Source organism: Ochrobactrum vermis (assembly GCF_002975205.1).
In the GTDB taxonomy this organism is placed as follows: domain Bacteria; phylum Pseudomonadota; class Alphaproteobacteria; order Rhizobiales; family Rhizobiaceae; genus Brucella; species Brucella vermis.
The window spans coordinates 2,773,999-2,787,477 of sequence record NZ_PCOC01000001.1 but is presented as its reverse complement, the minus strand read 5'-3'; the positions used below and the strand labels follow the sequence as shown (position 1 = coordinate 2,787,477).

The following is a 13,479-nucleotide window of genomic DNA, read 5'->3' as shown; positions in this document are numbered from 1 at the left end:
ACCATCATGCCTTCAGGTCAGTTTTTGCGCAATAAGGCTATTGGTACCTGTGGACGTGATTTTCACATGAATGATGTCGCCAACGCTGTCGCTGCTTCCGTCAATGACGACCGGCAGAAGCCAGGGCGAGCGCCCCACCATCTGCCCAGCCTCACGGCCTGGCTTTTCGATGAGCACGTCCATCTCGCGACCGATCATGGAAGCCTGAAACGCATATTGCTGCTCGGACAGTAGCGCCTGGAGGCGCTGGAGGCGCTCATCCTTGACCGCTTCCTCGACGTGATCATCAAGATCCGCACCCGGTGTTCCGGGGCGCGGAGAATATTTGAACGAATAGGCTTGCGCGTAATTAACCTCACGCACCAGCTGCATCGTGTCTTCGAAGTCCTGATCGGTTTCACCGGGGAAACCGACGATGAAATCGCCCGACAGCGCCATATCCGGCCTGACTTCACGGATGCGCTCGATCAGACGCACATATTCGTCCGCCTTGTGGCGACGGTTCATTGCCTTGAGAATGCGGTCCGAACCGGATTGCACCGGCAGATGCAGGTAAGGCATCAACTGGCGCAGGTCGCGGTGGGCGGCAATCAGGCTGTCGTCCATGTCGCGCGGATGGCTTGTCGTGTAACGAAGGCGGGCAATACCCGGGATGCGCGCCAGACGGAACAGAAGCTCGCCCAAGCCCCATTCGCGACCATCATCGCCAGCACCGTGCCAGGCATTGACGTTCTGGCCAAGCAGGGTCAGTTCGCGCACGCCGCTATCGGCGAGACGTTCGGCCTCAGCCACGATCTGCTTCACGCTGCGCGAAACTTCGGAGCCGCGCGTATAGGGAACCACACAGAAGGTACAGAATTTGTCGCAGCCTTCCTGCACTGTCAGGAAAGCGGATACACCGCGCTTGCGGGTTTCCTCACGCTTCGGCGACGGCAGATGCTCGAACTTGTCCTCCAGGGCATATTCGGTTTCGACGACCTTTTCACCGCCACGAACCCGAGCAAGCGCATTGGGCAGCCGGTGATAGGTCTGCGGACCGATGACGAGATCGACGTTTGGCGCGCGGCGAAGGATTTCCTGCCCTTCGGCCTGCGCCACACATCCTGCTACGCCAATGGTCAATTCCTTGCCATTTGCTTCGCGCGCGTCCTTCATCTTGCGCAGCCGGCCAAGCGCGGAATAGAGCTTTTCCGACGCCTTCTCGCGAATATGGCAAGTATTGAGCAGAACCAGATCGGCATCGTCCGGCGTATCGGTTGCGACATAGCCTTCCGCTGCAAGGCTGTCGGCCATGCGCTGGCTATCGTAGACGTTCATCTGGCAGCCATAGGTTTTTACGAAAACCTTGCGCACGTTGGGGCGCTCTGCCGTTGGTTCAAGATCGGTGATATTGTCGCTCATGCGCGGCTATCTACAGCTTTTGTCGTCATTTTGAAAGGTGACATTCTAGCCAATCGGCTAACCACTCGGCTGAACGCCTGATCGAACGGCTGTTACTCTTCCGGAATCTCGCGCCCCAGCAGCGCACTTTGCAATAGCGCACGCACGCGGTTCTCCATCGTACGGGCCAGCGCCTTGCGGTCGGTCTTGGCTGTCACGACGACCGGTTCGCCGAAACGTACTTCAACGTCGATGGCGCCCTCGCGCAAAATACCTTTCAGGTGCGGCATCAATTCGACGTCACCCGGCCAAGAGGCGATCGGGCGGAAATAACGGCCCATCGCCATGCCGTGAACACCCGTATAGGCAACGGCAACCGGCTGAACCACCACTTCGGGCACATTGGCTTCCCTGATCGCGGCGTGTGCGGCACCGAAAAGCGCCGTCTTGAACGGCAGGACGCGATTGCCATCCGATGTCGTGCCTTCTGCGAACAGCACCATCGCATCATCGGTTGCCAGCCGCTTGGCGATTTCCGATGTTTGTTCAGCCGTCTTGCCCCGCCGCTCCCGTTCCACGAAAACGGTGCGTTGCAAAACGGCGAACATACCAAAAACAGGCCACTTTCTGACTTCCGACTTGGCGATGAAGGATACCTGACCGACCGTCGACAGAACGATGATATCGCTCCACGAGCTGTGATTGGCGACGAGCAGAAGGGGGCGTCCCTCATGCATCTGGCCGACAGTCTTGATGCGGAAGCCAAACAGACGTGCGACGGTGCGGTGGAAAAAAGTCGGCAGGCGTCGCTTCCAGCCATTCTTCAGTTTCAGAAACAGATACTGGAGCGGAATGAGCGACAAGCTCAGCACGGCCATTGCCGCAACAACCAGAAAGATGCGGATTGCTCCGATCATCGCGGCCCCGCCGAGGCACGGTTCAGGTCGCGACGCAATATCAGCGCGGCCGAACGCCCATTCGCTGTTTCGTAATAAGCGGGCCTGTCGCCAACTTTCTGGAAGCCGAGGCGGCGATAGAGCGCCTGTGCAGCAACATTCGCCTCATCCACTTCCAGAAAAAGCGTTTCGGCGCGCTCCTGATAGAGATGACGCAGCACGGCATCCATCAGCACGCGTCCAACACCCTGACGCTGTACATCGCGCGCGACGGCTATCGTCAGGATTTCCGCTTCACCCGCAACCAGACGAGCCAGCACGAAGCCACAGGCGTCTTTCGGCTTGCCCTCCAAACGGGCAACGAAGCCGAAAACCGTATCCTGCGCGATCAGCGACCTGAAATCATCAGAACTCCAGCCATGATGGAAAGCAACGGCGTGGATGCGCTGGATCGCATGACTGTCCTGTGCGCCCAGCGGTTCGACTGACACCTGTCTGCGGCCAAAACGGCCGAACGGCAAGCCCATCATCGGCTATTCTCCAGCCTGCCTGCGTGGCAAGGCAAACCCGACCTGCGGCTTCGCATCGGGCCCGCGCATATAAAGCGGTTTGGGTGCATCACCCGGCTGGCGCGTGCATGCCAGACGCGCATAGATGCCGATTTTCGCCGTGGGCTCCGCCGGACCTAACGCAAAACGGCCGCCGATGGCTTCATTGATCGCCGATGCTGCGGAACCCGCGAGAACCGTGTTCTCCGCTTGGGAAACTGCAAGAGCCTCGGCCTCTTCCCGCGACAGGACCAGAGGCTTCAAGTTCGGCCCACCTTGCGCGTCGTACGCTTGCGCATAAATCTCGCCGCGATGCGCCTCAAGGAGGATCAGCACCGGCTTCCCCGGCAATAGGGCCTGCGTTTCTGCCGCCAGCGCTTCGAAGGCAGTGATGCCGATGGCAGGAACACCCAGCGCCAGTGCAAAACCGCGTGCCGCCGAAACACCAATACGAACACCGGTGAAAGATCCCGGCCCGATATTGACCGCCACCCGATCCATGTCGTGGAGCGATAGTTTCGCCATTTTCATCGCGCGTTCTACATAGGCCATCAGCACTTCCGCGTGGCCCTTACCGATGTTTTCGCTCACATCGGCGAGTACAACATCGCCATCGGAGTTATAGACGGCAACGGAACACCACGAAGCGGCAGTATCAAGCGCAAGTATCTTCATGTGCAACCGGGTAAATCAGATTTTGCGTCGCGACAAGCCAAGTCTTGCCCAAAGGCCGGATCGCGTTCGTTTTTAGCCGTCCTCGCGGAACAAAAGCTGGCGATATACGTTTTGCAAGCGGGTGCGGGAACGTTTTTGCGTTGTCCCAACGGCAACAATGGTCCATCCGGCAAGCAGCCTCACAGGGATCTGGCAGCTTCGTTTGCGTTTGGAACAGCTGCCCACGACTATGAGCGACATTTCCCAGTCGCTCCCCCAGTTACTCCCCCGGCCACTCCAAGCCGGATCGAGCAAAAGGATATGAGGATAAAATGTCCAAGACGTCGATGCATGCAACCCGCAACGATCTTCCTTCCAATACGAAGACGACAATGATCGCGCTGCTCAACGAAAACCTTGCCGCGACCATCGATCTTGCCCTCATCACAAAACAGGCTCACTGGAACCTCAAGGGGCCGCAGTTCATCGCTGTTCATGAAATGCTCGACGGTTTCCGTGACGATCTCGACGAACATGTCGATACGATTGCCGAGCGTGCCGTGCAGATCGGCGGGACGGCCTATGGCACCACGCAGGTCGTGGCCAAGGAAAGCAAACTCAAGCCATATCCGACCGATATCTATGCCGTTCACGACCATCTGCTTGCCCTGATCGAACGCTATGGCGATGTTGCCAATCTCTTGCGCAAGTCGATCAAGGATGCGGACGATGCAGGTGACGACGATACAGCGGATATTTTTACCGCCGCATCCCGTAGTCTGGACAAGGCGCTGTGGTTCCTCGAGGCCCATGTTCAGGAAAAGAACTGACATTGGGGTTCTGACGGCCTGCGAATGGCATAATTCCCCAATATCGATAAAGCCTGAATCAAATAAAAGGCCGGGAAATTCCCGGCCTCCTCTATTTCCCGGATCAGCTTGCCCACTCACCGCTGCGCATGACCGGCTCACGGGTTCCATCGGCGCTGATGCCATCGACGTCGATTTGGCCAGAGCCGATCATCCAGTCGATATGGATCAGACTTGAATTGCCACCTTGCGCCTTGATCTGTTCCGGCGTGAGTTTTGCGCCGTCGACAAAGCATTTGGAATAACACTGGCCGAGCGCGATGTGGCTTGCAGCATTTTCATCAAACAAGGTGTTGTAGAACAGAAGTCCGCTTTGCGAGATCGGCGAGGAATGCGGCACAAGTGCCACTTCGCCCAGACGACGGGCGCCTTCATCGGTATCCAGCACTTTATTGAGAACTTCTTCACCGCGACTGGCCTTTGCCTCGACGATCCGTCCGCCTTCAAAGCGAACCGCAATATTCTCGATCAGGGTGCCCTGATGCGATAGAGGCTTGGTGCTCGTCACATACCCCTCGACGCGCAGCGCATGAGGCGTGGTGAACACCTCCTCCGTCGGAATGTTCGGATTGCAGGTAATACCATTTTTCGCGGTGGAAGCGCCGCCGTGCCATTCATGACCATCAGCAAGTCCGACCGTCAGATCGGTATTCGGGCCTTTGAAATGCAAGGCGCTATAGGCCTTGCCGTTCAGGAAGCGGGTGCGCGTGCGGAGCGCTGCATTGTGTGCCGCCCAGGCACCGACTGGATCGTCGACATCGACCCGTGAAGCCGCGAAGATCGCATCGGCCAGCTTGCGGGTCGCAATGTCCTCCGGTTCGTTTGGAAACATGAGCTTTGCCCATGCCGGGTTGGGATAGGAGACGATGTTCCAGTTGATGTCGAAACCGGCGATCTTTTCGAGTGCCGGCTGATAAGCCTTCGAATTGGCGCGGTTGGCGCGTGAAACCCTGGCCGGGTCCTGACTGGAGAGGAGCATGGGATTATCGGCAGCAATTGCCAGACGGGCAGCGCCGTCCGAATAGGCCTTTGCCATGCCTTCATAAAGCCAGCTCGCTGCGCGGTCGAAACTCGCGTCAGGCGCGTTCTCGTAACGGGCAAGCGCCATGTCGTCATCCGCGAAGAATGGTGTTACCAGTCCAGCCCCGGCCTTGTAGGCATGCTTGGCAATCAGCCGAACCAGCGGCAGCGCGACGACCGGTGCGGTGATGACGAGATCTTGCCCCTCGCGCAATTGCAGGCCAACGCGAACAGCGACTTCCGCCAGACGTTCAAGTTTCACCGGATGAATGGCATTCACGAATGAATTGTTGCCCATGTATTGACGAATCTCCATATGTTAGCCTTCTTGGGTGAACAAACTGAAATTAATTGGTATTAAAAACTGGTGATTACAATGTAAACACCTTCAAATATACATAGAAGTGCATTTTTCTTTGGAGTGATTATGAACACCAGAATATTTCTTATTTTATTTTATTTTCCTTTTCTGCAATTACCGGATGCTCGACTCAGACCGTCGCGCAACTTCGCACTATGGATCAGAATTTCTGCCATACTGCGGGATATAAACCGAAGACGACAGCTTTCAAAAAATGCCTCGGACAGCGGGATCTCCAACGCGATATCGACAAGCGTCTCTGGCAGAATGACCGAGATGTCGAGGAAGGTCTGCCTCTTCCCTATCCATGGTTTTGACAAAGCGGGAAGATTCGATTCCACGTGATTAGATTACCGAAATCGCTGACGTTGCTCTAGCGCCTAGAGCATTTCCTGTCTGGATTGAACCATTGGAAATGCTCGACCCATTTTTTTAGCGCTTTTTCCCGAAAGATGCTTCGCACTTATCGGGATACGCTCGTATAATTTCATCGCACCACGCACGATAACGATGCGGTGAGCGCCACGAGGAAAGTAACGGCGATGAACCGGAAAGTGCTTATCCTACTTTGCATAACCAGCCTACTTGCGGGCTGCGTTACCATGACGCCCGAGCAACGCCGCGCCGCCGACGAGCAGACCTGCCGCAGCTATGGCTTCAAGGCCAAGACCGACGCTTTCGCCAATTGTCTCATGCGATTGGACCTCGATCGCAGAGCCGACCGGCGCGCCTGGCAGAACCAGGTCGATTTCTACGACGCACCGATGGTGATCTACCGGCCCTGAAAGCTTCTCCGGAAAGGGACAGCGGTCACCCATGAAACCAAAACGCCGATCTGAATGAAATCAGACCGGCGTTTCAGTTTGTCCGATTATAAACACGCTTCTTAGAGCGGTGCTTCCGGGCGGTCCTGGGACAGAAGGAGCGCGCCGATGGCGTCAACCTGCTTCTGGCTTGCAGGCGCATAGCCGAGCGATGCCGCCTGCGGGGCAGTCGTATCGAATTGCGACTGGTAGGAGGCCATCTGCACAGGCTGTTCCTGTTGAGGCGCTGCAACACCGCGATGACGCGCCAGACGGTCGCCGCGAGCCTGCGGGCCAGCACCGACATTCTGTTCCACGCTTTGAGCCTTTACAGCTTCCGCAAGCGCCACCTGAACGGTTGGTTCCGTTCCCGGAACCGGTCCTGTCTGCGGCAAGGTCACGTCATAGGATGCATCTTGCGGAACAGAAGGTGATTGCGGTGAATAGGCCAGAGCGAGATTGTATGGATCCTGCGGAACCGGGCTTTGCAGCGAACCGTCGCGATTGCGCTTCTCGTAGAAGGAATTGCCACCCGCGACGAGCACATAATGCATGTTGTTATAGGGAAATTTCAGGCCAGCCGTGTGGAAGAACATGGCATTCTTCAACTTTGGATGCCGTTCCCCTTTGAGGACTGCGGCTGCGGCGGCCTGGACGTCCGGCAGCGCTTTGGAATTCATCTGGCGTGAAAGAACACCAGGTGCAAACTGGTTCTTCTGACCGACCACACCACAAATCGTATCCGGATAACGGCCCGATGCGAGACGATTCATGACGACCGTGCCGACAGCCAGAAGGCCATCGGAGCTCGAACGGTTGGATTCGAAGAACATCGCACGCTCAAGACAATTCTTGTCCCGTGCGGTGTAGGTATAGGTCTTCACGCCATTGACGGTCTTGACGTGGCTTGCCGCCGTCTTTTCCGAATTGGCTTTTCCCGAGGTTCCAGTCGTCGTGCAACCGGTCACCACGAAAGGCGCAACCACTAGCCCGATAAGAACGGGCAATTTCCACTTCGCGGCGCGCGTCAATGGCTCAGTCTCATGTTAGGACCCTTAACTGATCCAGTCATCCATTCGGGCAAACACATCTGGAACGATGCGCTCGAACGTCTGACTGCGGTGCAAGTCAAAGAGGACGAAGATCAAAATCACACGCCCTACTGTCGCTCAATCGAATTCAAGGTTTTGGAATTTTTAGGCCAAAAAAAGGCGAAGGGTCAAATCCCAACAATGCTGAGGACGGCTGAAACGTCCGAAAACAATTCCGAATCGAGAGTGCGAATATGCCTACAAGCCCTTTAAATATATTAACAATTTCTTAACAGTATCTATCAATTCAGATAAGATATTGATTTAATGAGATTCAAAGTCTCGCAATACACGCCATATCGCTGCCTTAATTCGCTTTTGCTTGCGCATTTTTTGCAAGCACATTCATGGTGCTTCAAATGATCTGCGGAATTTCTGTTTTGAGAGAGGTTCCGCTGCACCATGTCAACTTTGGAAACAGGCTTGTAACATCGCGTGAGACCGGGCTTTCAACGCCTGTTTCGACCGTCCCGATGCGAATCGGATGACACCGACCTGCGCTTCACAAAGCTCCGCCGCAAGCAAAAACGGCCCACCACGAGAGCCGTGGCGGACCGGATAAGTTCAATTCCTGAAATCGTAGACGACTGCGTCGATCAGCCGAAAGAATAACCGGCGCCGCGGACGGTGCGGATCAGATCAAGCGCGCGACCGACATTGATCGCCTTGCGCAACCGTCCGACATGGACGTCCACCGTGCGATCATCCACATAGATATCCGGTCCCCAGACCCCATCGAGAAGCTGGCTTCGCGAGAAAACACGACCGGGCGACATCATGAAATATTCGAGCAGGCGGAATTCCGTCGGTCCAAGGCGAACTTCCTTTTCCTTGCGATAGACACGATGCTGCTGGCGGTCGAGAACGAGATCACCCACTTTCAGCACGTGAGAAAGAATGCTTGGATTGGACCGGCGCAGCATGGCCTTGACGCGCGCCAGAAGTTCCGGCGTCGAAAATGGCTTCACGACATAATCGTCTGCGCCGACGCTCAAGCCGCGAACGCGTTCGCTTTCCTCGCCACGCGCCGTCAGCATGATAATCGGCAGGCGCTCCGTTTCAGGCCATTGACGCAGACGGCGGCAAAGCTCGATGCCTGACACGCCTGGCAGCATCCAGTCCAGAATGAGCAGATCCGGCACGTTCTCGCGCAAGGCGATTTCGGCCTCGTCGCCGCGCAGCATCGTATCGACCTGATAGCCCTCTGCTTCGAGATTGTAGCGAAGCAGGACGCTCAGCGCCTCTTCGTCTTCCACCACAGCGATTTTGGGTGCCTGTGACATCCAGTATTTCCCTATCCAATTTCGGCGGGCGCTAGATACAATCCCCCAATCGACCGCGTGCCGCCGCGCTATTCACTCATTCTCAACCGCCGGACCGAAGTTCGGTCGGCTGTAGTTCAGGGTTTACGCGCCTCATCCACGACAATGCCGTGGCTCAGGTCTTCCTTGGGTCGTTCGGCCGGCATTTGCAGGCCGGTCACGATGTAATAGACAGTCTCCGCGATATTGGTCGCGTGATCGCCGATGCGCTCGATATTCTTCGCGCAGAACAGAAGATGCGTGCAGGCGGAGATATTGCGCGGATCTTCCATCATATAAGTCAGCAGTTCGCGGAACAGCGACGTGTACATGGCGTCGATCTCGTCATCGCGATCGCGAACGACATTGATCTGCTGCACCGAGCGCGACGCATAGGCGTCGAGCACATCCTTGAGCTGGGTCAGCGCCAGTTCGGCCAGGGTTTCAAGGCCGCGATATAGCTTTACCGGCTGACGCGATTCCGAAACGGCGGCAACGCGCTTGGCAATGTTCTTGCCCAGATCGCCGACACGCTCCAGATCGGCAGAGATGCGGATCGAGCCGATGATTTCACGCAAGTCCACAGCCATGGGCTGGCGCTTGGCAATGATCATCACAGCCTTGTCGTCGATCTCGCGCTCACTGGCATCGAGGATCAGATCGTCGGAGATAACGCGTTGTGCGAGCGCATTGTCCGCATTGACGATAGCGGCGACCGACTGCTCGACCATACGTTCCGCATGTCCGCCCATTTCGGCGATCTTATGGGTGAGAAACTTCAATTCCTCATCGTAGGAGCGAACGGTATGCTGAGACGGCATAGTAGACCTCGTAATATAAATTGCGGGGAAGCCGCACTGTCTATCTGTTTGAGCGCAGTTCCGGATTAGCCGAAGCGTCCGGTGATGTAGTCCTGCGTGCGCTTTTCGGTCGGCGCGGTGAACATGGTTTCCGTGTCGCCCACTTCGACCAGATTGCCAAGATGGAACATGGCGGTGCGCTGCGAAACGCGGGCAGCCTGCTGCATGGAGTGGGTGACGATCACGATCGTATAGTTCTGGCGCAGCTCGTCGATCAGCTCCTCCACCTTGGCGGTAGCAATCGGATCGAGCGCCGAGCACGGTTCATCCATCAAAATGACTTCCGGGCTCACCGCAATCGCGCGCGCAATGCAGAGGCGCTGCTGCTGGCCACCGGAAAGGCCGGTGCCAGCATCGTGCAGACGGTCCTTCACTTCCTCGAACAAGCTCGCCTTCTGCAGGCTCGTCACGACGATTTCCTCCAGATCGGCCTTGGTACGGGCGAGACCATGAATGCGCGGGCCGTAAGCGACATTTTCATAAATCGACTTCGGAAACGGATTCGGCTTCTGGAACACCATGCCAACGCGGGCGCGCAGCTCGACGACATCGATCTTCGGATCGTAGATGTCCTCATTGTCGAGCGTGATCTTGCCGCCGACCTTGCAGCCTTCGATCGTATCGTTCATGCGATTGAGCGAACGCAGGAAGGTGGACTTGCCGCAGCCCGAAGGGCCGATCAGCGCCGTGACCATCTTTTCCTGGATTTCCAGATCGACGTCGAACAGCGCCTGCTTCTCACCATAAAATACGCAGACCTTGTCGCCGCGCATCTTTATGGAATTGGCGTTGGCGTTCATTTTTTCTCCTACGGCTTTCTCGAGAGATCGTTCGGTCATCAGATTCATAGCTTTCGACTCCCGTTTACCAGCGGCGCTCGAAGCGGCGGCGCAGAATGATTGCTGCAATGTTCATCACGGCAAGGAACAGAAGCAGGACGATGATAGCGCCTGACGTGCGTTCCACAAAGGCTCGTTCTGCTTCGTTCGCCCACATATAGATCTGCACCGGCAAAGCGGTCGACGGGTCCATCGGTGTCGACGGCACGTCGGCGACGAACGCCACCATGCCGATCAGCAGAAGCGGCGCGGTTTCACCGAGCGCATGGGCAAGACCAATAATGGTACCGGTCAGGATGCCGGGTGCGGCAAGCGGCAGGACGTGGTGGAACACCATCTGCGTTTTCGAAGCGCCCAGGCCAAGAGCTGCGGCGCGGATCGACGGTGGCACTGCGCGAAGGGCAGCACGGGTCGCAATGATGATGGTGGGAAGTGTCATCAGCGTCAGCACCAGCCCACCAACCAGCGACGCGGAACGCGGCAGGCCGAAAAAGTTGATGAAGACCGCAAGCCCAAGCAGACCGAACACGATGGACGGTACGGCCGCCAGATTGTTGATGTTCACCTCGATCATGTCGGTGAACCGGTTCTTCTTGGCGAACTCTTCCAGATAAATCGAAGCGGCGACGCCGATAGGCAGCGACAGGCCGAGAACGATCAGCATCATGTAGAACGAACCGACCAGCGCAACACCAAGACCGGACGTTTCCGGACGGCTGGAAGCGCCGAAGGTGAAGAGACCGGTATTGAAGGCCTCCTTCATGACGCCTTCTTCCGAAAGCGTCTTCATCCAGCCCACCTGACGGTCCGAAACCTTGCGGCTCGTCTCTGGCACGGAAAGGTCGATCTGCCCTTTGAAGGCGGAATCGATGTCGGCGCCCGCCAGAACCGGAACGGTCTGGGTCGTGCCGATGAGCGACGGATTATCCATCACCATCTTGCGCAACTGAATGCGTACGCCGTCGGAATAGAAACGGCCCAGATCGCGCATTGCCGGACGGTCTGTTGTGGCAACACCGAGCTTTTCAGCCAACGCATTGCGCACCAGCAGCGGATAATTGGCCGTGATCAGCACATTGGGATCGGTCGCGCGCTTGTTGCCCGGATCGATCACCTTTTCTTCAAGCTTGACCGGCAGATACAGCGTCGTCTGCCAGAAGGCCGTATAGCCCTTGGAAAAGACCGAGAACAGGAGCGCGCAGAGGAAGAACACGCCGATGGAAATCGCGGCAATACCATAGTAGCGAAAGCGACGTTCAGCGGCGTAACGACGCTTGATTCCGATATCGCGGCGTGTCGGCTGCGCCGTTGCACCGCCGGCGTTGAGGGTCGTATCGGTCATTATTCGTACTGCTCCCGGTACTTGCGCACGATGTGCAGCGCAAAGATGTTCATGATCAGCGTCAGGACGAAAAGCGTGATGCCGAGCGCAAAAGCCACCAGCGTTTGCGGCGAGTTGAACTCAAGATCACCGGTGAGCTGGTTGACGATTTTCACCGTGATGGTGGTCATCGCCTCGAAAGGGTTGATGTTGATGCGGGCCGCAACGCCTGCCGCCAGAACCACGATCATGGTTTCACCGATAGCGCGGGATGCGGTCATCAAAAGCGCACCGACGATGCCGGGCAGAGCAGCCGGAAGGATCACGCGCTTGATGGTTTCAGAGCGAGTAGCACCGAGACCGAGCGAACCGTCGCGCAACGTCTGCGGCACGGCGGTGATGATGTCATCGGAAAGCGACGACACGAAAGGGATCAGCATCACGCCCATCACGAGACCGGCAGTGAGAACGCTCTGCGCCATGATAAAGCCCTGCCCCCCCGCTATGGCAATCGACAGATCGCGCAGGAAAGGTCCGACAGTGACAAGGGCGAAGAAGCCGTAGACGATGCTGGGAATACCGGCCAGGAGTTCAAGAACCGGTTTTACAACCGTGCGCACCCTCGGCGATGCATATTCCGCCATGTAAATGGCCGAGAACAATCCGACCGGAACCGCGAACAGCATGGCTACAAGCGCGATATAAAGCGTACCAGCCAAAAGCGGAATGAGACCGAACTGGCCTGTCTCGCCACCTGAACCGGCTGCGGCAAAGCGTGGATCCCATACAGTGCCGAAGAAGAATTCCCACGGCGAAACGGATTGGAAAAAGCTGATCGTCTGAAACAGCATCGAGCAGATGATGCCGACGGTCGTCAGGATGGCGATGCCTGATGCTGCGATCAGGCCCCAGAGAACGATCCGCTCGACATTGTTGCGCGCGCGCATGCGGCGACTGATCGTGGAAAGGCCGAAGATCACGCCTGCGACCGCGATTACCAGAGAAACAGCGGAACCGATCGTATGCGTCAGCGCGGTCGCATTTTCCAGGTAGAGCGCGATCGGCACCATGTAATCCTGGCCTTCGGTCGCGAGCGCCACGCCCTTGGATGCCAGAAGTGTGCGGGCATCCTGATAATTCGACGGAAAGTTTTCCAGTTCGGCGGGCGTCAGCCGGTCAAGCCCGTTGGCAAGACCACGCACCATGCCGAGCTGCAGGCTGCGATTGGTAAAGGAGCCGCCCTCGACGGCGTCCGGCAGACGCGCGGTCGCACTGTGATCGAGATAGACTGACGTTCCAACGGCCCAAACAGCAAGGAACAGAACGGCAGGCAATGCCGAAACGAGGAAAACCCACCAGCCATGATAATGCGGGCGGGAATGCATTTTCTCGGTCCGCGAAGCTTGCGCGGAAGCAGACTGGATCTTGTCCAGTGCAACGGCACGCTGCCGGCCTATGAAGAATCCAATCAGCCCGATTGCAACGATACTGACGAGAACCAGAAAGAAGGACATTCAATTTCCCCGGTTGCCCTGA

General features: G+C 57.0%; 13 protein-coding genes. 2 read left to right on the top strand and 11 right to left on the bottom strand.

Annotated features, from left to right (window positions below):
• Window positions 1-12 precede the first annotated feature (12 nt).
• The 4 genes from miaB to tsaB form a co-directional block, all read right to left on the bottom strand.
• On the bottom strand, window positions 13-1,401 hold the full coding sequence (miaB, locus tag CQZ93_RS13900) for a tRNA (N6-isopentenyl adenosine(37)-C2)-methylthiotransferase MiaB (protein WP_105543065.1): 1,389 nt from the start codon (window positions 1,399-1,401) through the stop codon (window positions 13-15).
• Between the two features lie 92 nt (window positions 1,402-1,493).
• A complete protein-coding gene (gene olsA / locus CQZ93_RS13895) occupies window positions 1,494-2,297 on the bottom strand; it encodes a lyso-ornithine lipid O-acyltransferase (protein WP_105543064.1) in 804 nt (267 codons plus the stop codon).
• Complete coding sequence (gene rimI / locus CQZ93_RS13890; protein WP_105543063.1) at window positions 2,294-2,806, bottom strand: ribosomal protein S18-alanine N-acetyltransferase; 513 nt, start codon at window positions 2,804-2,806, stop codon at window positions 2,294-2,296. The genes olsA and rimI overlap by 4 nt, the downstream gene beginning before the upstream one ends.
• Before the next feature lie 3 nt (window positions 2,807-2,809).
• Window positions 2,810-3,499, bottom strand: coding sequence for a tRNA (adenosine(37)-N6)-threonylcarbamoyltransferase complex dimerization subunit type 1 TsaB (tsaB, locus tag CQZ93_RS13885; protein ID WP_105543062.1), 690 nt, complete (start codon window positions 3,497-3,499; stop codon window positions 2,810-2,812).
• A gap of 311 nt (window positions 3,500-3,810) precedes the next feature.
• Between tsaB and dps the strand changes: the two genes are divergently transcribed.
• Entirely contained in the window at window positions 3,811-4,308 is a 498-nt protein-coding gene (gene dps / locus CQZ93_RS13880) for a DNA starvation/stationary phase protection protein Dps (protein WP_105543061.1), read from the top strand.
• Between the two features lie 103 nt (window positions 4,309-4,411).
• Here dps and CQZ93_RS13875 read toward each other — a convergent pair whose 3' ends face one another.
• Complete coding sequence (locus CQZ93_RS13875; protein WP_105543060.1) at window positions 4,412-5,665, bottom strand: aminopeptidase; 1,254 nt, start codon at window positions 5,663-5,665, stop codon at window positions 4,412-4,414.
• A 605-nt stretch (window positions 5,666-6,270) separates the two neighbouring features.
• Here CQZ93_RS13875 and CQZ93_RS13870 point away from each other — a divergent pair.
• The gene (locus tag CQZ93_RS13870) at window positions 6,271-6,513 is read left to right on the top strand and encodes a hypothetical protein (protein WP_105543059.1); all 243 of its coding nucleotides are present in this window, start codon (window positions 6,271-6,273) and stop codon (window positions 6,511-6,513) included.
• A gap of 101 nt (window positions 6,514-6,614) precedes the next feature.
• On the opposite strand, the gene CQZ93_RS13865 is transcribed toward CQZ93_RS13870, so the two are convergent.
• From CQZ93_RS13865 to pstC, 6 genes are all read right to left on the bottom strand, one after another.
• The gene (locus tag CQZ93_RS13865; RefSeq protein ID WP_105543058.1) at window positions 6,615-7,562 is read right to left on the bottom strand and encodes a cell wall hydrolase; all 948 of its coding nucleotides are present in this window, start codon (window positions 7,560-7,562) and stop codon (window positions 6,615-6,617) included.
• Window positions 7,563-8,218: 656 nt separating this feature from the next.
• Entirely contained in the window at window positions 8,219-8,905 is a 687-nt protein-coding gene (gene phoB / locus CQZ93_RS13855) for a phosphate regulon transcriptional regulator PhoB (protein ID WP_105543056.1), read from the bottom strand.
• 116 nt (window positions 8,906-9,021) lie between these two features.
• Window positions 9,022-9,744, bottom strand: a complete 723-nt coding sequence (phoU, locus tag CQZ93_RS13850; protein ID WP_006468129.1) for a phosphate signaling complex protein PhoU — start codon at window positions 9,742-9,744, stop codon at window positions 9,022-9,024.
• Between the two features lie 65 nt (window positions 9,745-9,809).
• Window positions 9,810-10,583: a phosphate ABC transporter ATP-binding protein PstB gene (pstB, locus tag CQZ93_RS13845; protein WP_010657754.1), complete on the bottom strand. Its 774-nt coding sequence runs from the start codon at window positions 10,581-10,583 to the stop codon at window positions 9,810-9,812.
• 64 nt (window positions 10,584-10,647) lie between these two features.
• Complete coding sequence (gene pstA, locus CQZ93_RS13840) at window positions 10,648-11,964, bottom strand: phosphate ABC transporter permease PstA (protein ID WP_105543055.1); 1,317 nt, start codon at window positions 11,962-11,964, stop codon at window positions 10,648-10,650.
• Entirely contained in the window at window positions 11,964-13,457 is a 1,494-nt protein-coding gene (pstC, locus tag CQZ93_RS13835) for a phosphate ABC transporter permease subunit PstC (protein WP_105543054.1), read from the bottom strand. Before pstC ends, pstA begins: the two co-directional genes overlap by 1 nt.
• Between the last annotated feature and the right edge of the window lie 22 nt (window positions 13,458-13,479).